Below are 24623 nucleotides of genomic sequence, written 5' to 3' on the forward strand. Positions count from 1 at the left end.
GCACAAATTCGACTCGCCAAGTCAGCGTGTCGACACTATCTTTAAAGACGTAGGTGCCAGAGGTGAATATCATGACGAAATTTACCGGACCGCCGCCCCTCGACGGGCTGAAGCGCAGAATTGCCAATCACCGCAGGGAGCGCGACAGCGCCGGCGGCGAACAAAAGCGTGAGGGCATGTTCGTGCGGCAAACGTTTTGTCTGGGACGCGAAGAAGCCCGCGCCAAGGCCCGAGAATGGTTCGACAGCTTTCCCAAGGCCGCTTACTGGACGGAAGTGGAAAGCTGGCGGCAGCTGGAAGGTGACCGCATCGAATTCACCATGCGCCGGCTTCCCTCGGCAGACTGATTTTTAGAGTGCTTTCGTCTTTCCGTACCGAAAAAACGGACCAGATTTTCTAAAATCCTCTAGGCGCGCGGCTCAGCATATCGCAAACGGCTTTCGATCAGCACGCCGCTTTCATCCAGAATGGGGTGCGCCACCGAAACGATATGGGCGTTGATACGCTTGAGGTCGCGCAGCATGTCGAGATGCAGCGAGCTTGTCTGCATGCTTTCCGTCAGCCCGTCGCGCAGCCGCTCCAGATGGCGGTTGGAGGATTGTTTTTCGAGGCGGCGAATATCCACCTTGCTTTCCATCAGCCTGCGGGCAAGTTCGAAATCGCCGGTCACCAGAATGCTCTGGGCGGCGCGCAGGTTCTCGATGGTCATGTCGAACAGGGTCTTCAACTCCTCATAACCGTCATCGGAAAATTTGAAGCTGTTCAGCACCTTCTTGCGGATCTGTTCGCAAATGCCCTTTTCGATGATGTCGCCGATATGTTCGAGGTTGATGGCATAATCGATGATTGCGATCGAACGGCGGGCATCCTCATCGTCAAGCCCCTTGCGGCCGAGCTGGGACAGATAGACCTTTACTTCCTGCTGGCGGCGGTCGACCTTTTTTTCGAGCAGGGATATTTCGGCAAGCGGCGCCAGGTCGTTGTGCTTGAAGGCGTTTTCGGCGCGGATCAGCATTCGCTCGATGCTGTCGCCGACGACCAGGACCTCCCGCGTTGCATTGGCCAGTGCCACCACCGGCGTTGCCAGCGCCTGTTGATCGAGGAAATTCGGGCCGTCTTCGGCTTTCGGATCACCGGGAACCAGCTTCGTCATCAGATCCGAGATGAGGCCCGAGAAGGGCCATGCGAGCGCGGCCAGGATGACGTTGAAGATGAGATGGGCGTCGACCGGCAGTTTCGCGGGTGAAAGCGGCAATTGCTGCAGGAACTCCGCGCCATAGGAGGCGAGCGGCAGGGCGATGAGGCAGCCAGTGGTGCGCACCGCGAGATTGCCTATGGTGATGCGCCGCGCCGAGGCGGGGCCGGAAAGCGTGGCGATGACCGGAGGAATGGCGCCGCCGAGATTGGCGCCGAGAATGAGGACGATGACGAGGCCGGTGGAAAGCGTTCCGGTGGCCGCAAGCGACAGGATCAACACCACCACGGCAAGGCTGGAGGAGGAGACGAAGGCAAGCACCGCGGAGAAAATCAGCGCAACCGGCCAGGCCCCGTCGAGCAGGCCGATAAAGACGGCAAGCGCGGGCGAGGCGCGCATAGGCTCGGTCGCGCCGCTCAGCAGATGCAGTGACAAAAGCATCAGGCCGATGCCGATCAGCGCCGTTCCGCCGCCCTGCCTGGCGTTGGAGCTTCCCTTCTTGAGCACGATGCCCGCGAGGATCAGAAGCGGTGACAACCATTCGACGCCCGCCGCCACGATCCACGCGGTCACGGCGGTGCCGACATTGGCGCCAAGCAGCACAACCTGCGCCATGCGCGGCTTGATGAGGTCACGTTCGGCGAAGGAGGCGACGGTGAGAGCGGTTGCCGTGGAGCTCTGCAGCGCGACGGTGGCGAAGAAGCCGGAAAAGAAGGATCGGGGCCCGTTCTGGGTGCCGGTGGCGAGTACGCTCCTCAGTTTCATGCCAAAGGCACGGGTCACGCCATCCTTCACCTGGGCGAGGCCGAAGAGCAGCAGCGCGACCGCGCCGAGAAGATTGACGATGACAATGGTGGACTGCATGCGACGTCTCCACACACCCGCCGGCGGACCGTCTCGGCGAGGGCGATTTTTATTGTCCGGCTAATCAGTATAGGAGCGTGAACGCCTCCGGTACAGGCCGGGTTGCGACAGTTTCGCGGCAAAAACGGCCAATTTTCAAATTTGCCTGAAAAATTGGCTGTAAAGATGGCAGGTCAGGACCATGAGGTCTGGCGCAAGGCCTCACCGGTGACCATCGCAGCCGACATCGCAACGTTGATCGAGCGCTGCCCGGCGACCATCGGAATGATGATTCGCTCATCCGCCTTTTCATGCACGTGATCAGGCACGCCCGCACTTTCGCGGCCAAAGAGCAGGATATCGTCGGCACGATAGGTGATATCAGTATAGGGCTGGGCTGCCTTGGTGGAGGCGAGGACGAGCCGCCGGCCGGTGGTTGCCCGCCATTCCTCGAAGCGATCCCAGCTGACATGGCGCGTGAGGGCGGCCGCCGCAATGTAGTCCATGCCGGCCCGTTTCAGATTGCGATCCGAGATGTCGAAACCTGCGGGTTCGATGATGTCGACGCCAAGGCCAAGGCAGGCGGCCAGCCGCAGGATGGTGCCGGTATTGCCGGGAATGTCGGGCTGGTAAAGGGCGATTCTGATTTCGGTCGTGGTGCCGGACATGGAGATCTCACTGCGGTTGCTGTGCTCGTCCGATTATCACGCGCGGACAGGGGACGACAGGCAGTTTGCGAAAAGTCCCTCTCGGGTGTCATTCCAGACCGGATATTCATGCGCGTGACACACTGGGCGGCTACCCATTCACCAGTACATCATCAGGCTTGCCCGAACCATCGGGAACGGTTGACGTCGGCCTACTTGAGCCGGATCTTCTGCACGCAGGAACAGGGGGATAGCATGTCCGAACGGGTGAATTTCGTCCATCTGACCGATCTGCATGTGGGCAATCCGCAGGTGCAGGATGACGATCTTTATTCAGAGACCTCGGCCACGCTTTCCACGACGCTTGCGCAGATCAAGGCGCTGGTGCCGCCGCCCGAATTCATCATCGTCAGCGGCGATCTGACCAATCGGGGCGATGCCGGCAGCTATGAGGAGCTCAAGCGTCTGATAAAGGAAGCGGAACTCGGTATGCCTGTGCTCTTCGCGCTCGGCAATCACGACCGCCGCGATGGATTTTATCCCGTGATGCTCGATCGCCACGAGGATCTGGACGAGCCCTATGACCATGCCGAGGTGATTGCCGGCATTCACATCATCGTCATGGACACCAGCGTTCCCGGCAAGGTCGGGGGTGCTTTCGAACCCGGACAGGTCGAATGGCTTGAGGATGAGCTGGAAAACCATCCCGAATTGCCGAAGCTGCTGGTGATGCACCATGCGCCGGCGCTTGATTTCGACCGTCCCGATGCGGAGTGGGAATCCCTGTCCTTTGACGATACCGAGATTCTGGACGAGCTGCTGTTCGAACATGATGTCATTGGTATTCTGGCAGGCCACATCCATTACGACCGCATGTCACACTGGCAGGGCATTCCCATCGTGGTCGGTATCGGCCAGCATTTCGCGACCGATCCTCTATGGCTGCATGAGGGCGTACGCATGCTCTCCGGCGCATCTTTCGCCATCGGCACGATAAGGGATACCGGCCTGACCGTCACCTTTGCCCCGCAGCCCAGCGACCGGCGGGAACTCAAGCGCCATACTCAGGCCGGAATGATCGAGTTGATCACGGAATATGAGAGTGGTCAGGCGCAGGACGCAGCCGAATAAGGCGGTGCAGCACGGCAGGCGGCGGTCGGAAACCTTTGCGGGTAAATCCGTCCCTTTGTGCTACTCGACACATCTCGAGTTTTCGAGCGTGTCGGTGTCTTTCCGGCTGGTCATTGCTTAATTTTTGCGCTACAAGGCCATATCTTCAACACCAGCCAAGGGAGGTTCTTATGCCAAATGACATTCGTATTCGCCTCCCGGCCCCAGTAGTGCTGCTGCTGGCCTAGGTGTTACTCCGCGGCTCGGCCGCGTTTCCCATATTCCGATTCGTCATGTGGCTGTCACGGCCATGTTCAAAGACTTTTCCGTTCCGTCGTGGGCCATATTGCGTCCGCTTACCTTTGACGACGGGGCGATTTATTGCCGGAGCTTGGCCTATGTTTGGCTGGTTTGAAAAACGTCTCGATCCCTTTCCGTCTTCGACGCCTTCCGTGCCGCCGAAGACGCTTCTGCCGTTCCTGTGGCATTATGTGAAGCCCGCCTGGCCCTGGCTGCTGCTGCTCGGCCTGATGTCGATGGGCATCGCCGTTGCGGAAGCGATGCTTTACAAATTCCTCGGCAATATCGTCGACTGGCTTTCCACGGCCAATCGTGAGACGTTTTTTGCCGATGAGGGCTGGCATCTGATCATCATGGCCGGGCTGGTGCTGTTTCTGCTGCCGCTGATGGGCGCGATCCACACCATGACGATGCACCAGACGCTTGCCGGCAATTTCGGCATGATTGCGCGCTGGAAAATGCACCGTTTCCTGCTGCGCCATTCCATGACGTTTTTCGCCAATGAATTTGCCGGCCGGGTTTCGACCAAGGTCATGCAGACGGCGCTGGCGATCCGCGAAGTGGCACTGAAGGTCATCGACGTCTTCGTCTACGCGATCAGCTTTGTCGTTTCGATGCTGTTCATGGTCGCGGCTGCCGATTGGCGACTGGTTATCCCCCTTTTGGTCTGGCTGGGTATCTACATGGGTATCCTCGCCTATTTCGTGCCCAAGCTCGGCCGGCTGGCGCAGGAGCAGGCCGATGCGCGCTCCATGATGACGGGCCGGATAGTCGACAGCTATACGAATATCTCGACGATCAAGCTGTTTTCCCATGCGGGCCGCGAGGAGAGATACGCGCGTGAGGGCATGAACGTGTTTCTCGGAACCGTTCACCGCCAGATGCGCAAGATTTCCGGCTTCAACATCCTGATCGACCTCAACAATGCGGTGGTTCTGTTTTCGACGGCCGCGCTCGGTCTTTATTTCTGGATGCAGGGTTCGGTGACGGCCGGTTCGGTTGCCATCGCCATCAGCCTCGCCATGCGCGTCAACGGCATGTCCCAGTGGATCATGTGGGAAGTCACGTCGCTGTTCGAAAACATCGGCACGGTCTATGACGGCATGTCGATGATGACGAAGCCGCATGACATCGTCGACGTTCCGAAGGCGCCTCAGCTTGCCGCGCCGCAGGGCGGCATCCGCTACGACAACGTCCGCTTCCACTATGGCAAGAACAAGGGCGTGATCGACGGGCTGACGCTCGACATCAAGCCAGGCGAGAAAGTTGGTCTTGTCGGTCGTTCGGGGGCGGGCAAGACGACGCTGATGAACCTGCTGCTGCGTTTTTACGATCTGGAAGGCGGCAGGATCACCATCGACGGTCAGGACATCTCCAAGGTGTCGCAAGACAGCCTGCGAGAATTGATCGGTGTCGTGACGCAGGATACGTCGCTGCTGCACCGCTCGATCCGCGACAACATTGCCTATGGTCATCCGGAAGCCACCGACGAGCAGGTGATTGCGGCAGCAAAGCGGGCCAATGCCTGGGATTTCATCGAAACGCTGGTCGACATGCATGGTCGCCAGGGCCTCGATGCCCAGGTAGGTGAACGCGGCGTGAAACTGTCGGGCGGCCAGCGCCAGCGTATCGCAATTGCGCGCGTCTTCCTCAAGAACGCGCCGATTCTGGTACTTGATGAGGCGACCTCGGCGCTCGATTCAGAAGTCGAGGCGGCAATTCAGGAGAACCTGTTCTCGCTTATGGAAGGCAAGACGGTGATCGCCATCGCCCACCGTCTCTCGACGCTGACCGAAATGGACCGGCTGATCATTCTGGACAAGGGCCGGATCGTGGAAGCGGGCAGCCATGCGGAACTGGTGGCAATGGGCGGCATTTACGCCGATCTGTGGCGGCGCCAGTCCGGCGGCTTCATCGCCGATCACGAGGCGGAAGCGGCCGCGGAGTAAGGAAAGACGGAGGGCGGGAAACAGGGTTCCCGCCCTCCGTCTTTTATTCCCGCCTTTTTCAGTTCCCGAACGTTACCGAAATATAATCTCTCACCGTAGCCTCCGCGGCTGTTCCCGCACCGGGAATCCGCCTATATCCGGATCATGCTCATTACCCGCATCTTCGAGTATTTCGAGAACTGGATAAAGCCCTTCGACCGCAAGGACGATTTGCGGCCGCCGGAAAGCACGTTCGCCTTCATCTGGTTTTATATTTCGCAGGCGAAAGCGCCGTTCTTCGCGATGCTGGTGCTGGGTGGGCTGACTGCGGCCATCGAGGCGGCGCTTTTCTGGTTCGTCGGTCGGCTTGTTGATATTCTCTCGACGGTAAAACCGGAAGAAGGCTGGGCCGGGTTGCTTTCCACCCATGGCGGCGAACTCGTCGGCATGCTTGTCCTGATCGGGGTCATCCGCTTCATCGTCACAATGCTGACGGCGCTGGTGGATCAGCAGATTATCACGCCCGGCTTCTACAACCTGGTGCGCTGGCAATCCTACATGCATGTGGCGCGGCAGTCGCTGACCTTTTTCCAGAACGATTTTTCCGGCCGCATCGTCACCAAGGTCTGGTCCGGCGGGCAGGCGGCGGGCGACCTTGTGACCTCGTTGATGGAAAGCGTCTGGTTCGTCGGTATCTATTCCGTCTCGATGCTGTTTCTGATCGGGGGGCTGGACTGGCGGCTTGCGGTCGTCGTCGTTGTCTGGGTGGCGATCTTCTCGCTGCTGGCGCGCTATTTCGTGCCGCGCATCCGCTATCATTCAAAAGAAACGGCGGAAGCCGCCTCCATGCTTTCCGGCCGCATGGTAGATGCCTACAGCAATATCCAGACCCTGCGGCTGTTCGGGCGCGACGACGCCAATGACCGCTACATGCGGCAGGGCTTCGATATCTTTCAGCGTGCGACGATGACGTTCACGCGGTTCATTACTGGTGTGCGCGCATCGATGGCGCTGCTGTCAGGCGTTATGATCACGTCCATGGCGGCTCTCTGCATCGATCTGTGGCTTTCCGGCAAGATCAGTTCCGGTGCGGTGGCCTTCACGCTGGCGCTGGTGCTGCGTCTCAACTTCCTGCTGGGGCGCCTGATGACGCAGTTCAACGGCATCATGCGCAATTTCGGCACGGTGCAGAACGCCGCCGAGTTGATCTCTCAGCCGATCGGTCTGGTCGATGCGCCTGACGCGGTTATGCTGGAGGTTAAAAAACCGAGCATTCGTTTCGAGAATGTCAGTTTCCACTATGGCCGAAAGAACGGTGTCATCGACCATCTCAATCTCGACATCAGGGCAGGGGAAAAGGTAGGCATCGTCGGACGCTCCGGCGCGGGAAAATCTACCCTCGTCAATCTGCTGCTGCGGTTTTACGATGTCGAGAAAGGACGCATTCTCATCGACGGGCAGGATATTGCCGGGGTAACCCAGGAATCGCTGCGGGCCCATATCGGCATGGTTACGCAGGACACCTCGCTGCTGCATCGCTCTATCAGGGACAACATCCTGTTCGGCCGCACCGACGCCAGCGAAACGCAATTGCAGGAGGCGACGCGACGGGCCAAGGCGGACGACTTCATCAAGCGGCTGGAGGATCAGCGCGGACGCACCGGTTTTGACGCCCATGTGGGCGAACGCGGGGTGAAACTCTCCGGCGGCCAGCGCCAGCGTATCGCCATTGCCCGTGTGATGCTGAAGGATGCACCAATCCTCGTGCTTGATGAGGCGACCTCGGCGCTCGATTCCGAGGTAGAGGCTGCGATCCAGAGTAATCTGGACGAGCTGATGCAGGGCAAGACGGTGCTGGCAATCGCCCACCGCCTTTCGACCATCGCGGCGCTCGACCGGTTGATCGTGATGGATCAGGGGCGCATCGTCGAGCAGGGCACACATTCGGAACTGGTCTCGCGGGGCGGACTCTATTCGGAGCTCTGGGCGCGGCAATCGGGCGGGTTTCTCGCGGCAGACGAGGCGATCCCGTAAAGCGCGGCGCTATTTGCCGATCATGAAGTCGGCCATCAGGCCGTAATGATTGGAGCCGAGACTGTCCGGCAGGCGCGTGGTTTTTATCAGCGTTGCCGGTTCACGGGCGAAGATATGGTCGATGGCTATGCCGAAACGTCCCACTTCCGTTGGCCAAGTCGCGGGCTCCCAGGGGGCTTTCCTGAGATTGTTGGCGGCCAGAAAATCCCGCATATCGGGAGCGATGCTTGCCGAATTGAAGTCTCCTGCAAGAATGAGCGGCCCGGTGACGCGGTAGAGAATTTCGCTGACCTCGTCCAGCTCGTCGCGGTGATAATCGTCGAAATAGGGCTTGGTAAGATGTGCAGCGGCAAGCGTGACTTCCCTGCCGTCGAGATCGATTTTGGCGATCGCGAAACGGTCGCGGCGCAGGTCGCTAAGACTATGAAAATGGCCTTCGAGCAAAGGCCGCTTCGACAGGATCACGAGGTCACAGCCCGGCGTTCCCTCGAAGCAGCCCAGCCTGTGCGGATATGTCTGTTGCAGACGCGGCAGAGCCGATTGCAGGGCGTCCGCTTCAAAGAGATAAACCGCATCGGCGTGTGATTCGACAATCGCGTCGGCAATAACCTCCGCATTGGCGGCGTTATCCATCAGCACATTGAAAGAAAGCAGCCGGAACGGCTGCGCATCCGGTGCGGCCGTGGCCGATGTCGAAAAATCCAGAAGCATGGCCACCGCATGGACGGCGAGCGCAATCGACCAGACCAAGAGCACGGCGGAAAAGGCGTCGCGCATGAGCCAAAATACCAGCCATGACAACAGGATGCAGATGATGGCGATATGAAGCTGGAAGCTGGTGACGAAGGCAAGAAGCCAGAAATCGGTAATGTAGCGCAGACTGGCAATGACGAGAACGGCAGCAACCGCCGTGGAGACCATGCACGAGAGCTTCGCCGTCATCCGAATCCCTGCTTTCCAAGCTCTCCCTCGTAGTCTCCTAACATGGCGCCTTTGGGTGCACAATGTTGCCCGACTGCCAGAGGCGGCGAAAAAATGAGAAGCAAATCGGGCGCTTCGGGCAGAATTACGGCAGCTTTGTGTGCTTTGCTCTTGCCAAGTCGGTCAATATTTTGCGATCACACAGAGTGACGCGGTTTCTTGATGCCGCAGTTGTGTCCAGGACGGTGGGACGGAGATTGTCCTGGATCAAATCATAGCGGGAGGACTCATGCGATTTACGGCAAAAACAGCGCAGAGGATGGTGTAGCGGTGAGCGAGCACGTAACCAATCACGACGCTTCGGGTGAACCGACCCGTCGCGATTTTCTTTATCTAGTGACAGGAATGGCGGGCGCCGTCGGTGCCGCCGCAGTTGCATGGCCTTTCATTGACCAGATGCGCCCCGATGCATCGACGCTGGCGCTGGCCTCCATCGAAGTGGATGTCGCGGCGGTCGAGCCGGGCATGTCACTTACCGTCAAGTGGCGCGGCAAGCCGATTTTCATCCGCAACCGCACGGAAAAGGAAATCGAGGAAGCCAAGGCGGTCGCTCTTGGCGAACTCAAGGATCCGGTGGCGCGCAACGCCAACATTGCCGCCGACGCGCAGGCGACCGATATCGACCGTTCCGCCGGCGAGGGTAAGGAAAACTGGATCGTCATGGTCGGTTCCTGCACCCATCTCGGCTGCGTTCCGCTCGGCCAGGCCGGCGATTTCGGCGGATGGTTCTGTCCCTGCCATGGCTCGCACTACGATACGGCGGGCCGCATACGTAAGGGTCCGGCGCCGCAGAACCTCGCCATCCCGACATTTGCATTCACATCCGATACCGTGATCAAGATCGGATAAGGGGACAGATATTCATGAGTGGTCATTCCAGTTATCAGCCGTCCACCGGCATCGAGAGGTGGATCGATTCGCGGCTTCCCTTGCCGCGCATGATCTATGACAGCTTCGTTGCCTATCCTGTCCCGCGTAATTTGAACTACGCCTACACTTTCGGCGCGATGCTTTCCGTCATGCTGATCGTGCAGATCCTCACCGGCGTCGTTCTGGCCATGCATTATGCGGCCGAAACGACGGTTGCCTTCAATTCCGTCGAAAAGATCATGCGCGACGTCAACCACGGCTGGCTGCTGCGCTACATGCATGCCAACGGCGCGTCGTTCTTCTTTATCGCGGTTTACCTGCACATCGCCCGTGGCCTCTATTACGGCTCCTACAAGGCGCCGCGTGAAATCCTCTGGATTCTTGGCTGCGTCATCTTCCTGCTGATGATGGCGACGGGCTTCATGGGCTATGTTCTGCCCTGGGGCCAGATGTCCTTCTGGGGAGCGACCGTCATCACCGGCTTCTTCACGGCGTTTCCTGCCATCGGCGAATGGATCCAGCAGTTCCTGCTCGGCGGCTTTGCCGTGGATCAGCCGACGCTGAACCGCTTCTTTGCGCTTCACTATCTGCTGCCGTTCATGATTGCGGGCGTCGTTATCCTGCATATCTGGGCGCTGCACGTCACCGGCCAGACCAATCCTACCGGCGTCGAAGTGAAGAGCAAGACCGACACCGTTCCCTTCACGCCCTATGCGACGCTGAAGGATGCGCTCGGTGTTTCCGTGTTCCTGATCGGTTATGCCTGGTTCGTCTTCTACATGCCGAACTTCCTTGGCCACCCTGATAACTACATCATGGCAGATCCCTTGAAGACCCCGGCGCATATCGTTCCGGAATGGTACTTCCTGCCGTTCTACGCCATGCTGCGCGCCATCACCTTCAACATCTGGGTCATCGATTCCAAGCTGGGTGGCGTTCTCGTGATGTTCGGCGCAATCGTCGTGCTGTTCTTCCTGCCCTGGCTCGATACGTCGAAGGTTCGCTCCGCCGTCTATCGTCCCTGGTACAAGATGTTCTTCTGGCTATTCGTGGTGAATGCCATCATGCTCGGCTGGCTGGGTTCGCGCCCGGCGGAAGGCACCTACGTCATCATGTCGCAGATCGGCACGCTTTATTACTTCGGTTTCTTCCTCGTCATCATGCCGATCCTCGGTCTGGTCGAAACGCCCCGGCGTATTCCGAATTCGATTACCGAGGCCGTTCTCGAAAAGAACGCCGCCAAGTCGGGTGCCGCGCCTGCGGCTGCCGAAATCTGAGCGCGAAGGAAGGATGACGACAATGAAGAAGCTTGTAACGAGCATCGCGCTTTTCGCCGCCATCGGCTGTTCCTTCACCGTCGCCTCGGCGGCGGAGGAGAGCCATGACCTCGCCACCAAGACGGAACATGCGATTGCCGGGGGCCACTTCCCGGTGATCAAGCCCGAGGAGCAGAGCTGGTCATTTGCCGGTCCTTTCGGCAAATATGACAAAGGCCAGCTGCAGCGTGGTCTCAAGGTCTACAAGGAAGTCTGCTCGGCCTGCCATTCCATGAGCCTTGTCTCTTTCCGTACGCTGGAGGATCTTGGCTATTCGGAAGAGCAGGTAAAGGCTTTCGCCGCTGAATATGAAGTGCAGGACGGTCCGAATGCCGACGGCGAAATGTATAATCGCAAGGCCGTGCCGTCAGATCATTTCCCGTCGCCATTCCCGAACCATGAGGCGGCTGCTGCCGCCAATGGTGGCGCCGCACCGCCAGACATGTCGCTGCTTGCCAAGGCGCGCGGCGTGGAGCGTGGTTTCCCGCAATTCATCATCGACATGATCCCGATCGTCGGCGGTTATCAGGAGGGCGGCCCGGACTACATCCATGCGCTGCTGACCGGATATCAGGACCCGCCGGCTGGTGTTGAAGTGGCCGAAGGCACACATTTCAATCCGTATTTCGTCAGCGCGGTCGCGTTGAAGATGGCGCCGCCGATCAGCGCCGATCAGGTGACTTACGACGATGGCGCGCCGCAGACCGTGGATCAGTATTCCAAGGATGTGGCCGCCTTCCTGATGTGGGCTGCAGAACCGCATCTGGAAGAGCGCAAGCGCACCGGCTTCATGGTCATGGTGTTCCTGTTCATCTTCACCGCGCTGATCTATCTCACCAAGAGATCGGTCTACGCCAACAAGGAACATTGATCGGCACTACGGTGCCGGCAGTCATCGGCCCCCATGGTCTCCATGGGGGCCTTTTTATTAGAAGTCTGGTATTGACCTGGTTGTCGTTCACAAGATGCGGATTGCGATGCTCCATACCAATCGCGTTGGCCGAAGGTTGCGCCGGTCCTTTTTAGTTGGTGCGCCGCCGTCAAGTTGATAGGGTGGCCCGAACCATCCATTTCCCATTTTTAACTGGAAATACCATGACCGTTATCGCTTCGGAGCTTTCCGCTGCCATCCGTTCCATTCCCGACTATCCGAAGCCGGGCATCATCTTCAGGGACATCACCACGTTGCTTGGCAATCCCCGCGCATTCCGCCGCGCCGTGGACGAACTCGTACAACCTTATGCGGGAACGAAGATCGACAAGATCGCGGGCATGGAAGCGCGCGGCTTCATTCTGGGCGGCGCGGTGGCGCATCAGCTTTCGGCCGGCTTCGTGCCGATCCGCAAGAAGGGCAAGCTCCCGCATGCCACTGTAAGGGTTGCCTATAGCCTGGAATACGGCGTCGATGAAATGGAAATGCATGTTGATGCGGTGCAGCCGGGTGAAAAGGTCATTCTGGTCGATGACCTTATTGCGACCGGCGGGACTGCCGAGGGCGCGGTCAAGCTTTTGCGCCAGATGGGCGCGGAGATCGTCTCCGCCTGCTTCGTTATCGATCTGCCTGATCTCGGCGGCCGCAAGAAACTCGAGGACCTCGGTGTCGAGGTACGGACCCTGGTGGAATTTTCCGGTCATTGAGCGGCGGGTGGGGCAGGTCGCAATGACATGCCCCGACGCTCGCTTATTCGAATTCCAGAACCCCGCTCTGGAAAGTCAGGACGGTCTCTCCCGACTGGTTGACCCCTTCGTTAAATGTGGTATTCAGCCAGATACCGGCCCGGGATTCCAGCGCCCGGGTATCGAGCAGGGTGACGAAGTAGGTGACATCGTCTCCCGCGAAGACCGGCTTTTTCCATTTAAGTTCGCGAAAGCCCGGTGAAGGGCCGAGTTTTGGCGGTTCAAGGCCCTCAAGCTTCAGTCTTTTAACCTCTTTGGCCCAGTACGAGAGAAAACACTTCATCCAGCCTGCACCAGTGTGCCATCCAGATGCGCAAAGTGCGCCGAAAACGCTGTTCTTTGCGGCTTCGGCATCAAGATGAAATGGCTGCGGATCGAAATCGCGGGCGAAGCGAATAATGTCTTCGGCGGAAAAATGCAGCGTATCGAGGGTCACTCGTTCGCCGATCGGGGAGAGTTCTGCCAGTCTCATGCCGCAATACCTCCATTGCCGCGCATCAGGAACATCACGGTGTTTTCGCCGTGCGACACCAGAACGTCGCGCTGGTTATAAAGCTCGTGGCGAAATTTCACGAGGCCGATACCGGGGCGCGAAGCCGAAGGGCGCTGCTCCAGCACGATGGATTTCCCAGAAAGCGTATCTCCTGCCAGAACCGGCTTCTTCCAATCAACGTAGTCGATGCCGGGGCTGCCCTGCGACGTCGAATCCGAGATATAGCTGTCCGCCATCATTCGCATCAGCAGACTGCAGGTGTGCCAGCCGGAAGCTGCAAGCCCACCAAGAATGCTCTGGCGGCCTGCTTCTTCGGAAAGATGCATGGGTTGCGGATCGAATTCGCTGGCGAAAGCAATGATCTGCCCTGCGGAGATCGGTTGCGGTCCAAGCGGAAACTCCCGCCCTACCGTGAAATCCTCGTAAGCATAGGTCGCGACCGGCGCCATGGTTTCCTCCCTTCGCACAGTCAATACCGTCGCATCTAAGAGGATTTTTCCCTTTACGTAAAGGTCAAATCGGTGGCGTAATATCGGAGCGGGAAGGCGCTATGGAGCGAGCGGATGCGTCTCGCATCTTCCCCCGCCGCGGAGAAGGTCGCGGCAGCGGGATGAAGCGGGCGAAGGTAGCGAGCTGCGGCAACGTCGCCCTTCATCCGACCCTTGGGGCAATCTTCTCCCCGGTCGGGGAGAAGAAACAAGCGGCTGGGTCCGCCCCATAAAAGAAGCAAGCCCGTTCAGATCAAATCAGGTATTAAAGCGGAAGTGGATGACGTCACCGTCCTGAACCACATATTCCTTGCCTTCGTCGCGTCCCTTGCCAGCTTCCTTGGCGCCGACTTCGCCCTTGTTGGTAACGTAATCGTCAAAGCCGATGGTGAAGGCGCGGATGAAGCCGCGTTCGAAATCGCTGTGGATGACGCCCGCGGCGGCGGGTGCTTTGGTGCCGCGCACGATCGTCCATGCGCGTGTTTCCTTGGGGCCGACGGTGAAATAGGTGATGAGGTCGAGCAGGTGGTATCCCGCACGGATCAGCCGGTCGAGGCCGGCCTCGTTAAGACCAAGGGCCGAGAGGAATTCTTCGGCTTCATCGGCTGGAAGCTGCGCGACTTCGGCTTCGATCGCCGCCGAGATGATCACGCATTCCGCACCCTGTTGCTTCGCCATTTCCGCGACGGCTGCTGTGTGCTCGTTGCCGGACGATGCGTCGGCTTCCGAGACGTTGCAGACATAAAGCACCGGGTGCGATGTGAGAAGGTTGAGGCCTTTGAGGATTTCGATTTCCTCGTCCGCCAGTGTCTTCAAAAGCAGGCGTGCCGGCTTTCCGTCGGTGAGCAGCGCGATGACGGCTTCCATGACAGGCAGTTGGGCCAGCGATTCCTTGTCCTTGCTGGTGGCGCGTTTGCGCGTCTGCTCGACGCGGCGTTCCAGGCTTTCGAGATCGGCGAGCATCAGCTCGGTCTCGATCGTTTCGGCATCGCCAACCGGGTTGATGCGGCCTTCCACATGGGTGATATCGTCGTCTTCAAAGCAGCGCAGCACGTGTACGACGGCATCGACTTCGCGAATGTTGGCGAGGAACTTGTTGCCGAGACCCTCGCCCTTCGATGCGCCGCGAACCAGACCGGCAATATCGACGAAGGAGATGCGGGTCGGGATGATTTCCTTCGAGCCGGCGATGTCGGCAAGGATTTTCATGCGCGCATCGGGCACCGCCACTTCGCCGGTATTCGGTTCGATGGTGCAGAAGGGATAGTTGGCGGCCTGTGCGGCGGCCGTTTTCGTCAGCGCGTTAAAAAGAGTGGACTTGCCGACATTCGGCAATCCAACGATACCGCATTTGAAGCCCATGGCTTGAAACCTGTCCGTTTGAAAGAATTCGTTGAGGAGCCTTTTGCGGAAAGGGCGGGGGAAGGTCAAGCCCGCGGGTCGATTTGGGCCGGCAAAGGCTTCTTAAAGGCGAGGAATTCCTGACAGACTTGCCGATGGCGTGGTTGCGGCGCAATATAAGCGGGTCAAGCGATCGATCTTTCGTCATCAACGGGGTTTTCCCATGAGCAACCGCGATGAACGGCAGGCACGAGCGGCCATGATGAGCGACAGTCCTGTCGATCTCAAACCAAAACCGAAGGTCAAGCCAAAGCTGGAGCGGCCGAAGCTCTACAAGGTCATTCTGCTGAATGACGACTATACGCCACGTGAGTTCGTGACTGTGGTGCTGAAAGCCGTGTTCCGCATGAGCGAGGAGGCCGGCCACCGGGTGATGATGACGGCGCACCGTTTCGGCAGCGCGGTGGTCGTCGTTTGCGAACGTGATATTGCCGAGACGAAGGCCAAGGAGGCGACCGATCTCGGCAAGGAAGCGGGATTTCCGCTGATGTTCACGACCGAGCCGGAGGAGTGAGCATCAATCCTGCCGGATCTGAAAACCGGTCTTGTTCTGCACGAAGCCGCAGCTTTCGTAAAAGGCGTGAACCTCCGGGCGTTGTTGCCCTGTCAGCAGCATCGCCTTGTAACAATTCGCCGCAAAAGCCGCCTCGACGGCATGGCGCACGACCGCGCGGCCATATCCGCGGCCGCGACGGTTTTCCATTGTCACCACGTTTTCGATAAGAGCATAGGGACGGGCGGCGCGCGTGAGATTTGGAACAATCTGCAGCGTGGCGGTAGCGACCGCTTCCTCGCCTTCGGTCGCAAGAAACACGGTCAGACCCGGCTGGGCGAGCATGGCCGCAAAAGCCGTCTTTGCTTCTTCCGTCGTCATTTCCGGGTCGGATGGATTAAGCGCCCGGTAGAGATCAAGCAATCCAGCCAGATCGCTGGTTCCGGCTTCGCGCGGGGCGATGGTCTTCGAAGACATTCGCGATCTAATCCTTCTTGCCGAACATCCGCTTCAGCATCTCGGCCATCGGCCCGGTCTCCGGCAGCTTTTTAGGCTGGGCGCTGTTGCGTGCCTGGTGGATATGAGACTGCGCGGTGGGTTTGGCTGCCTTGGCCGGCTTCTCGGCCTCGGGCTTCCTGCCCGTGGCCAGCGCCAGCTTGTTCATCAGCTGGGAATCCTCCGCCTTCACCAGCATGGCGGCGTTGTCGGCAATCGCATCCAGCAGCGGCTCCAGCCAGACCCGGTCGGCCTTGGCGAAATCCCCCAGCACATGGCCATGCACGCGCTCCTTGTCACCGGGATGCCCAATGCCGAGGCGCAGGCGTCGGTAGTCCTTGCCGCAATGGGCGTCGAGCGATTTCAGGCCGTTATGGCCACCGTGACCGCCGCCGGTCTTGATGCGCACGCGCCCGGCCGGAAGATCGAGTTCGTCATGGATGGCGATGATGTCCGCCGGCGTGAGTTTGAAGAAGCGCATCGCTTCGCCCACGGATTCGCCCGACAGGTTCATATAGGTCTGCGGTTTCATCAGCAGGACCTTTTCTCCGACGATCTCGCCTTCGGAAATCTCGGCCTTGAATTTCTTTGACCAGGGCGCGAACGAAGGCAGGCGCTGTAACGCATCCACCGCCATGAAGCCGATATTGTGCCGGTTTCCGGCATATTGCGTGCCGGGATTACCAAGTCCTGCGATGATCTTCATGAAGCATGTCCGCGTTGTGCCTGATGATGCTGTTGTCACCACCCTGAAATCCGCTGGCTGTCAATCTTTTTGTGGGGTTGCGGCAATGCCGGCCGACGCTCAGGGCCTGATGAGATCGTAACGGTCGAAGATCCGCTGTTGTGTCCCGTCGGCGATCAGCTCATCGAGACGGGCCTGCAATTTCGCGATAACCTCGTCCGGCACGCTCTTGTTGCAGGCAAGCCCAAGCTGCTGTCTCGACAGCGTTATCACTTCCCTGAAAGTGTGCGCCGGCAGGCTCTTGAAGGTGCTTTCCGACATGGGCATAAGGTCGATGCGTCCGGCCGTCAGCTTGTGAAGCGTGATCTCGAAATCCGCGCCGACATCCACCTGCGGAAAACCGAGCGTTTCCAGAAGGGTTTCGGTGTAGTCGCCGCGCTGGGTTCCAACCCGGTATTTCTTGGCGTCTTCGAGGCTCAGGACGTTGATATTCGTCTTGCGCCGCGCCACGAGAATGTTGCGATCGAAATGAATTGGCGAGACCCATTTGAAGAGCTTTTCCCGCTCGGCGGTCCTCGCCGTGGCGAAGGCACAATGCATCGGCTGTGTTGTGGCAAGGGCGATCGCCCGGGCCCACGGCATGACGGCGACCTCGTAGCTGGTGCCGGTGTCCTCAAGAATGATCTTGAGCTGGTCGAAATAGACGCCGCGTACGCTGCCGTCACTGCCCTGCAGGTTGTAGGGCGGGTAGACTTCCGTGGTCAGGAAAAGCTTGGCCGCGCAGACGGGATTGGCAAGAGCAAGAAAGACCAGGAAAAAGCGGATCAATCCCATGACTACTCCCCGCGGCTCAGGCTTGTCGCGCCGCTGCGCGGCTTTGTCCAGACCCGGCCTCATAGGCGGCAATCAGCCGCTCGATGGGCTGCGGGCGAGCGAAAAAGTAACCCTGGCCATAATCGGCACCCATATCCGCCAGAAGCAGCTTCTGCTCCTCCGTCTCGACACCCTCGGCGATGACAGCGCAATTCATCTTATGCGAGATGGCTGCGATACCTTCGACCAGCATGCGGTTGCGCTGCCGGATTTCCACCGTATCGTCGCAGATCGAGCGGGTGAAGGATTGGTCGATCTTTACAATATCGACCGGAAAGCGGCTGAGATAGCTGAGCGACGAGTAACCCGTGCCGAAATCATCCAGCGCGATGCGGCAACCCAGCTGATGGATGGCGGTGAGGATCGCCCGGATCTGCGGATCGTCCTTCATGATGACCGCTTCGGTGATTTCGATGACCAGCCGCCCGGGAAGAATGCCGTGCCGGTGCAACAGTCCGGCAATGCGTGTCGGCAGTCCCGGTTCGAACTGCAATGGCGAAAAATTCACCGCCACATAGGTTTGCGCCATGCCCGGCAGGCGCGACAGCCTGGCGAGATTGGCGACCGACTGATCAAGGATCACGTTGCCGATACGGTGAATGGTTCCGTTCTCTTCCGCAAGGCTGATGATGGCTGCGGGGGAAAGCAGCCCCTTATCCGGATGGTTGAGGCGCAGCAAGGCCTCGAAACCCGCTGTCTGGCCGGTTGCAATGTTTTGAATTGGCTGAAAATAGGCCTCGAACCAGTCTTCGGAAAGCGCCTGCGCGATATCCCGTTCCAGTTCCGCATGTTCGCGGGCCCTGTCCATGATCGAGCTGTCGAAGACCTGGGAGCCGTTCTTGCCCGTCCGCTTGCGGGTATACATGGCCATGTCGGCGTTCTGCAGAAGCTCGGAGGCACTCGCGGCGTGAAGGGGGTAGACCGCCATACCAATACTGGCGCTGAGGCGGATGCTGTTGTTCTCGATTTCAAATGGAGTGTCCAGCAGGGTGCAGATGCGCTCACAGAACTGCAGGGCGCGCTCTTCCACCTTGTCACCGGCCAGCAGGATTGCGAACTCGTCTCCGCCCAGACGCGAGGCGCTGTCCAGCGGTGTCAGCAGCGGCTGCAGTTTTAATGTGAATTCGCGCAGAACGGCATCGCCTGCGGCGTGACCGAGATTGTCGTTGATGGCCTTGAACCGGTCGAGATCTATGAACAGGCACGCGAGTTCGCTGCCGTTCCTGTCCGCATCGCGAATCTGCAGGTCGAGGATGGCCTCGAAGCCCTGACGGTTGAAGAGGCCGGTCAGATGGTCGGAAATGGCCTGCTGGCGATTACGCTTTTCCGACTGCCGAAGTTCGGTCACGTCGGTCATAACGCAGAGGCAGGTGCTGTGATGGGCCGTATCGCCGGAATCGAGGGCTTTTTCTAGGATAAGGGCATCCATGACGCTGCCATCCCTGCAGTGGAAGCGAACGGTGATGCCTGCCTGTTGGGTGTCAGCCGCCTGATGCGCCGCCCTGCGTTCCTGGAATAATGTCCGGTCATCGGGGTGGATGAGGTCGGCGAAATTCAGGCCGAGTATTCTGGCGCGGTCATAACCGGTAGCCTGCACCCAGTAGTCGCTGACGGCGGCGATCCTGTCGTGCCTGTCCAGCGAAAACAGCATGGCCGGCGTGCGGTTGTAGATTTCCGTCTTGCGGGCGTGGGCGTTCTTTATCTCCAGCTCTTCTTTTTCGAGCTGGCTCTGCATTTCGTTGAAGCTTTTCGCCAGCCGGCCGATCTCGTCTTTCGACCGCCAGTCGACGTGGTGGCGGGAGCCGAGGCGTCGTGTCGCTTCTATTGCCGCGGCCAGCCGCATCAGCGGGCGGATGACCATGAAGCGGTTACCGGCAATGGCGGCAAGGACCATGGTGAGAATGGCGAGGATGAAAATCGTGATAAAGGCCAGTTCGGTGCGGCTGAGGGAGGTCAGAAGACCGACATCATCGTAATACACCGTCAATTGGCCGACCGTGACGGGCCCCTTGGTCGTCTTGTAGATGACCTCGCGCGTCGTCGAGGCGGCATCCTGGAAGATGTCGCTGCCGGCGGTCTGAACAACATCAAGCTGGCCGGACGTATCCTTGACCTCGACCATACGGATCATGGGATCGGAGACAAGGGTTCCGGTAATCTGGTTTATCGTGTCGTCATCGAGGTCCCACAGGGGGCGGGCCAGCGCCTGCGTATTCGTCGACAGCAGAATTTCGATATGGTTGCGCTGGCTGCGAATAGCCTCGTTATAGGAAAGTGTCAGCAAAAGCGTGAAGAGCGGGGCGACCACTGTAAGAAGTGCGCCGGAAACAATCGCGATAAAGCGACTTTCGACGGAATGAGCCATGTTCGATTGCAGCTACCCTTTGCCCCAGACTTGCTGCGCCCTGTTTCATCCTTTCGGACAGAGATGCGTCAGATCCCGGGCCGAGCCCTTTCCCCACGCTATTTCTCGACCCGCCGGTGTTTCCATGAGGGCGCAAGGGTATCGTTTCATGGAAGTGTTAATCGACGCTGAAACACGAACCGCATCGCTGGCGGGGAGCGGGCTTTCTGTTTTTAAAGTTCATAAAAACTAAAAGGCCCGTTCCGGAAACGGAACGGGCCTCGTTCTTCAAAGCTGTCCGGCCTTGCGGCCGCCGATTTTATTCCTCGGAAGCTTCTTCAGTTGCTTCTTCTTCAACGCCTGCTGCCGGGGCAACGATCGTTGCGATCGTGAAGTCACGGTCGGCGATAACGGGCGTGATGTTCTTCGGCAGCTTGACGTTCGAGATGTGAACGCTGTCGCCGATCTTCAGGCCGGAGAGGTCAACCGTGATGGCTTCCGGAATGTCGTTGGCCGGGCAGTGGAATTCCACCGTGTGGCGAACGATGTTCAGAACGCCGCCGATCTTGATGTCCGACTTTTCTTCGTTTTCGAAGTGAACCGGAATTTCGACGTTGACGAGCGTGTTGCCCGAAACGCGCAGGAAGTCGACATGCATGGTGAAGTCGCGGACCGGATCAAGCTGGTAATCCTTCGGGAGAACCTTGATCTTCTTGCCGTCGACGTCGATCGTCGCAACCGTCGTCATGAAACCGCCGGCGTGGATACGCTTGGTGACTTCGTTGGTGGACAGGGCGATAGAAATGGGGGCCTGCTTGTCACCATAGATGACAGCGGGAATCAAACCGTTGCGGCGAAGTTCACGAGAGGACCCCTTACCAACTCGTTCGCGCGCCTCGGCCTTGAGCTCATACGATTCTTTGCTCATGGCAATTCCTTTCGAGGTTATATGGAGAGTTCATGCCCGCGGGCGCTGAACTGGGGAGGCGGCAAGCGCCATCCCACCCGCGTTGCCTCCAAGGGTGTCTACACGGGTGCGGGCGCTATAATACAAACGGGAGACAAAGACAAGAGAGGCCTGCTTTTTGATCGCACGCCTTGCGGGTTTATTAGGTTGTACTAATTCACTCGCATGTTGCAACTTTTAATATGTGCTTATCCATTCATGTAAACCGGGCGAAAACTTGGCGAATGATAAGGCTACGCGAAATTCCAATTGCGTAGATGACAATGCTCAAAGTTCTCCAGTGCCTTACCATCGATCACGACTATCGATATACCGTCGCAGCGGTTTTCGTCTGCATGCTCGGTAGTTTCGTGTCGATGCGCCTTTTTTCGAAAGCACGTCTGGCGACGGGGGTGCAGAAGGTCAACTGGCTGTTTCTGGCAGGTGTCAATGGCGGCGCGGCGATATGGACCACCCATTTCGTGGCGATGCTGGGCTATGTTGCCGCGGGTGACGTGGGATACGATCCGTATCTGACCGGGCTGTCACTTCTGATTGCGATTACCACAACGACTGCCGGTTTCGGAATTTCTGCCTATGGCGGACGCAGCGTGCTGGTGGAAGCCGGCGGGATCATCCTTGGTCTCGGCATTGCAGCCATGCATTACACCGGCATGGCGGCCTACAATGTTCAGGGCATGATTTTCTGGGATCAGAATTATGTCATCGCGTCCCTCGTGCTGGGGGCAGTGCTGGGCGCCGTTGCAGTCAATCGGGTCTCGCGGCCCGTCAATCGGTTCTGCCAGTACAGCGCGGTGGCGTTTCTCATCCTGGCGATAGCGTCGATGCATTATACGGGCATGGCCTCCATGTCTTTCGCCTTCGACCCGCGTATCATCATTCCTGAAAATCTGCTGCCGCCGGCCATCATGGGCGGAGGTGCCATTGCGGTAACGCTGTTGCTGCTGGCGCTGGGGCTTTCCACTTATGTCATCGACGCCCAGTCCACCCAGCAGGCGGTCGCCCGCTATCGCCATCTTTCGCTGCACGATCCGCTGACCGGCATTCCCAACCGGGCAGCCTTCATCGAACATCTCAATCGTCGCACGCGTCATATTTCGTTGGGCGCACACACGGCGCTTCTTTCCATCGATCTCAACCGTTTCAAGGAAATCAATGACGTTCACGGCCATGCGGCGGGCGACGCCGTGCTTCGCACCATCGCCGACCGGGCGAGTTCCGTGCTGAAGGCCGGCGAATTTCTGGCGCGCATGGGCGGTGATGAATTCGTGGCGATGACAAATTCCTATTATACCCGCGCCGATGGCGCCGAATTCGCCCAGAGGCTGATCGACCAGATCAGCAGGCCGGTGGAATGGAACGGGCAGACATTTTCGGTCGGTGCGAGTGTGGGCATTTCGGTCCGCAATACCGGCTCCATCGATGCCGATACGCTGATGGCGCAGGCGGATGTCGCGATGTACCGGGCAAAAAGCGGCAGTTCGGATACGATCTGCTTTTACGATAAATCGATGGATGAGGCCGCGCGTGAGCGCAATGTGCTTGCCGTCGCCATGCGCAGCGGCCTCGCCAATAACGAGTTCGAGCTTTATTACCAGCAGCAGAACGACACCAGAAGCGGCAGTATCGTCGGCTTCGAGGCGCTTTTGCGCTGGAACCATCCCGATCGGGGCATGATTTCTCCCGCCGAATTCATTCCGATCGCGGAGCAGACGGGGTTCATCGTCGAACTCGGCGAGTGGGTTCTGAGAGAAGCCTGCGCGCAGGCGGCACTCTGGAAAAAATCGCTTTCCATTGCGGTGAATGTGGCGCCGCAGCAGCTTGCGGATAACGAGTTCCCGGACAAGGTCGAAAAAATCCTGGCAGAAACGGGCCTTGCGCCTGAAAGGCTCGAGCTGGAAATCACCGAGGGCAGCATCATCGCCGATCACCGCCATGCGCTCGTCACCATCCGCAAGCTCAAGGCGCTCGGCGTCAAGATCGCGATGGATGATTACGGCACGGGCTATTCCTCGCTGTCGACGCTGCAGAGTTTCCCTTTCGACAAGATCAAGATCGACCGCGCCTTCATCGACGGGCTGTCGACCAATGTGCAGTCCGAAGCGATCGTGCGTTCGACGCTCATTCTGGCGCATAGCCTGAATATTCCCGTGCTTGCGGAGGGTGTGGAAACCAAGGCCCATGTCGAGTTCCTGCGCCGCGAAGGCTGCCTACAGGTGCAGGGCTTCTTTTTCGGCAAGCCCGGTCCGCTGACATCCATTGCCAGCCTCGTGGATGACACCTTCCTGTCCGTTGAGGACGAACCGGAGGTCACTGCCGGCAGGCGTTACTTCAAGGCGGTCTGACCGTCAGCTGCGCCTCCGATGCCGGTCGCGAAGTTTTTTGTTGAAACATCGACGCTTCCAGCGCACCATCGCCCAAAAGCTTTGGGAGGAGCGCATGCCGACAGACATCGCCCATGCGGAACGCGTGTATGAAACCGCACGCCACCGTTCCGCAGCCGCAAGTTCGCCGATTGTCGCCTCGTGGCGTCGCTGCATGGTCAAGCACCGTCTTGCACCGGAAGAAAATCGCAAGCCGATCTTTCTCAGCGAGACGGAGTTTCGGCGCGCCCGTGAAAGTGCGGCTGGCCTGATTGCCGAAAGCACCGACGAACTTGACCGAATTTTCCACAGTGTCGGGAGATCCGGCTGCTGCCTGCTCCTGACCGATGCTCAGGGCGTTGCGCTGGAGCGGCGAGGCGCGTCCGGCGATGATCGCGATTTCCGGGCGCTCGGCCTCTGGTCCGGCGCCGTCTGGAGCGAAGAGAGCGTTGGCACAAACGGCATAGGCACCGCGCTCGTCGACGAGCGTTCGGTGGTTGTCTATCGTGACCAGCATTTCTTCACGTCGAATACGGAACTGTGCTGCACCACGGCTCCCATTCGCGATCATACCGGCCGGGTGACGGGTGCGCTCGATATTTCCACCTGCCGCGATGACATCAACGAGATGACCTTTTCTTTTGTCACCCAGGCGGTGAAGGACGCGGCGCAGCGCATCGAGGGCAATCTGTTCCGCCGTGCCTTTCCGGGGGCACGCATCGTCGTCGTGCCAAGTGGGTTCGGGGCGGCGCTTTCGCTGCTCGCCGTGGATCAGGACGATCTCGTGCTCGGCGCGACCCGCGCCGCTCGTCTTGCGCTGAAGCTGGACGATGCCCGCATCGCGCAGGGTCTCCCGGCCGCGGATATCCTGCAGGAACAGCGCCATGACAGCGGTTCCGACCTCGCGGAAGCGGAGCGTTCGGCGCTGCGGCGCGTGTTGTCGCGCACCAACGGCAATGTCACGCAGGCCGCGTCCTTGCTCGGCATCAGCCGGGCCACGCTTCATCGCAAGATGAAGAAATTCGACGTTCATTGACGTTCTTGTTGTTGCGATCCGGCCGATCGCGCCGGATCAACGCGGCTTTGTCGCAGATGTGAGACAATGTGCGCTGCGGAACCG

The 24623-nt window shown here is 59.1% G+C and carries 22 protein-coding genes; 11 read left to right on the forward strand and 11 right to left on the reverse strand.

The genetic code is table 11. The features are described from left to right. The first annotated feature begins 71 nt into the window (after positions 1-71). Positions 72-347 carry a hypothetical protein gene (locus BLU28_RS05195; protein WP_004442978.1) on the forward strand — a complete coding sequence of 92 codons (276 nt, stop codon included), beginning with the start codon at positions 72-74 and terminating at the stop codon, positions 345-347. Positions 348-406: 59 nt separating this feature from the next. Here BLU28_RS05195 and BLU28_RS05200 read toward each other — a convergent pair whose 3' ends face one another. Both BLU28_RS05200 and BLU28_RS05205 read right to left on the reverse strand, forming a co-directional pair. Next, positions 407-2059: a Na/Pi cotransporter family protein gene (locus BLU28_RS05200; protein ID WP_022556698.1), complete on the reverse strand. Its 1653-nt coding sequence runs from the start codon at positions 2057-2059 to the stop codon at positions 407-409. A 173-nt stretch (positions 2060-2232) separates the two neighbouring features. Further along, entirely contained in the window at positions 2233-2706 is a 474-nt protein-coding gene (locus BLU28_RS05205; protein WP_004442975.1) for a tRNA (cytidine(34)-2'-O)-methyltransferase, read from the reverse strand. 234 nt (positions 2707-2940) lie between these two features. Between BLU28_RS05205 and BLU28_RS05210 the strand changes: the two genes are divergently transcribed. The 3 genes from BLU28_RS05210 to BLU28_RS05220 all read left to right on the forward strand — a co-directional run bounded on the left by BLU28_RS05210 (position 2941) and on the right by BLU28_RS05220 (position 8057). Next, the gene (locus BLU28_RS05210; RefSeq protein ID WP_037089774.1) at positions 2941-3816 is read left to right on the forward strand and encodes a phosphodiesterase; all 876 of its coding nucleotides are present in this window, start codon (positions 2941-2943) and stop codon (positions 3814-3816) included. Positions 3817-4193: 377 nt separating this feature from the next. Then, the gene (locus BLU28_RS05215) at positions 4194-6044 is read left to right on the forward strand and encodes an ABC transporter ATP-binding protein (RefSeq protein WP_037089775.1); all 1851 of its coding nucleotides are present in this window, start codon (positions 4194-4196) and stop codon (positions 6042-6044) included. A 144-nt stretch (positions 6045-6188) separates the two neighbouring features. Beyond that, positions 6189-8057 carry an ABC transporter ATP-binding protein gene (locus tag BLU28_RS05220; RefSeq protein WP_004442969.1) on the forward strand — a complete coding sequence of 623 codons (1869 nt, stop codon included), beginning with the start codon at positions 6189-6191 and terminating at the stop codon, positions 8055-8057. A gap of 9 nt (positions 8058-8066) precedes the next feature. Here the strand turns inward: BLU28_RS05220 and BLU28_RS05225 are convergent, their stop codons facing one another. Then, on the reverse strand, positions 8067-8999 hold the full coding sequence (locus BLU28_RS05225) for an endonuclease/exonuclease/phosphatase family protein (RefSeq protein WP_004442967.1): 933 nt from the start codon (positions 8997-8999) through the stop codon (positions 8067-8069). Positions 9000-9308: 309 nt separating this feature from the next. Here BLU28_RS05225 and petA point away from each other — a divergent pair, with 309 nt between their 5' ends. From petA to BLU28_RS05245, 4 genes are all read left to right on the forward strand, one after another. Next, positions 9309-9887: a ubiquinol-cytochrome c reductase iron-sulfur subunit gene (gene petA, locus BLU28_RS05230; RefSeq protein ID WP_004442965.1), complete on the forward strand. Its 579-nt coding sequence runs from the start codon at positions 9309-9311 to the stop codon at positions 9885-9887. Positions 9888-9901: 14 nt separating this feature from the next. Further along, positions 9902-11185: a cytochrome b gene (locus BLU28_RS05235; RefSeq protein WP_004442963.1), complete on the forward strand. Its 1284-nt coding sequence runs from the start codon at positions 9902-9904 to the stop codon at positions 11183-11185. 22 nt (positions 11186-11207) lie between these two features. Beyond that, complete coding sequence (locus BLU28_RS05240) at positions 11208-12095, forward strand: cytochrome c1 (protein ID WP_077987392.1); 888 nt, start codon at positions 11208-11210, stop codon at positions 12093-12095. Between the two features lie 224 nt (positions 12096-12319). Next, complete coding sequence (locus tag BLU28_RS05245) at positions 12320-12862, forward strand: adenine phosphoribosyltransferase (RefSeq protein WP_004442960.1); 543 nt, start codon at positions 12320-12322, stop codon at positions 12860-12862. 43 nt (positions 12863-12905) lie between these two features. Here BLU28_RS05245 and BLU28_RS05250 read toward each other — a convergent pair whose 3' ends face one another. From BLU28_RS05250 to ychF, 3 genes are all read right to left on the reverse strand, one after another. Beyond that, complete coding sequence (locus BLU28_RS05250) at positions 12906-13373, reverse strand: MaoC family dehydratase (RefSeq protein ID WP_004442959.1); 468 nt, start codon at positions 13371-13373, stop codon at positions 12906-12908. Next, a complete protein-coding gene (locus BLU28_RS05255; RefSeq protein WP_004442958.1) occupies positions 13370-13843 on the reverse strand; it encodes a MaoC family dehydratase in 474 nt (157 codons plus the stop codon). The genes BLU28_RS05250 and BLU28_RS05255 overlap by 4 nt, the downstream gene beginning before the upstream one ends. 297 nt (positions 13844-14140) lie before the next feature. Beyond that, complete coding sequence (gene ychF / locus BLU28_RS05260; RefSeq protein ID WP_077987393.1) at positions 14141-15244, reverse strand: redox-regulated ATPase YchF; 1104 nt, start codon at positions 15242-15244, stop codon at positions 14141-14143. A gap of 241 nt (positions 15245-15485) precedes the next feature. Between ychF and clpS the strand changes: the two genes are divergently transcribed. Continuing rightward, positions 15486-15797, forward strand: coding sequence for an ATP-dependent Clp protease adapter ClpS (clpS, locus tag BLU28_RS05265; RefSeq protein WP_006699463.1), 312 nt, complete (start codon positions 15486-15488; stop codon positions 15795-15797). A 3-nt stretch (positions 15798-15800) separates the two neighbouring features. On the opposite strand, the gene BLU28_RS05270 is transcribed toward clpS, so the two are convergent. From BLU28_RS05270 to BLU28_RS05290, 5 genes are all read right to left on the reverse strand, one after another. Further along, positions 15801-16253 (reverse strand): GNAT family N-acetyltransferase, encoded by a 453-nt coding sequence (locus tag BLU28_RS05270; RefSeq protein WP_077987394.1) that lies wholly within the window; start codon positions 16251-16253, stop codon positions 15801-15803. Between the two features lie 7 nt (positions 16254-16260). After that, positions 16261-16977 carry an aminoacyl-tRNA hydrolase gene (pth, locus tag BLU28_RS05275; protein ID WP_035209250.1) on the reverse strand — a complete coding sequence of 239 codons (717 nt, stop codon included), beginning with the start codon at positions 16975-16977 and terminating at the stop codon, positions 16261-16263. Between the two features lie 99 nt (positions 16978-17076). Next, entirely contained in the window at positions 17077-17790 is a 714-nt protein-coding gene (locus BLU28_RS05280; RefSeq protein ID WP_077987395.1) for a substrate-binding periplasmic protein, read from the reverse strand. A gap of 16 nt (positions 17791-17806) precedes the next feature. Continuing rightward, on the reverse strand, positions 17807-20194 hold the full coding sequence (locus tag BLU28_RS05285; RefSeq protein ID WP_077987396.1) for an EAL domain-containing protein: 2388 nt from the start codon (positions 20192-20194) through the stop codon (positions 17807-17809). Positions 20195-20492: 298 nt separating this feature from the next. Continuing rightward, positions 20493-21101, reverse strand: a complete 609-nt coding sequence (locus BLU28_RS05290; RefSeq protein WP_004442950.1) for a 50S ribosomal protein L25/general stress protein Ctc — start codon at positions 21099-21101, stop codon at positions 20493-20495. 302 nt (positions 21102-21403) lie between these two features. Here BLU28_RS05290 and BLU28_RS05295 point away from each other — a divergent pair, with 302 nt between their 5' ends. Beyond that, positions 21404-23485 (forward strand): putative bifunctional diguanylate cyclase/phosphodiesterase, encoded by a 2082-nt coding sequence (locus tag BLU28_RS05295; RefSeq protein ID WP_060942556.1) that lies wholly within the window; start codon positions 21404-21406, stop codon positions 23483-23485. Between the two features lie 94 nt (positions 23486-23579). After that, positions 23580-24539 carry a helix-turn-helix domain-containing protein gene (locus BLU28_RS05300; RefSeq protein WP_006699467.1) on the forward strand — a complete coding sequence of 320 codons (960 nt, stop codon included), beginning with the start codon at positions 23580-23582 and terminating at the stop codon, positions 24537-24539. Positions 24540-24623 lie beyond the last annotated feature (84 nt).

The organism is Agrobacterium pusense (assembly GCF_900102105.1).
Lineage (GTDB): Bacteria > Pseudomonadota > Alphaproteobacteria > Rhizobiales > Rhizobiaceae > Agrobacterium > Agrobacterium pusense.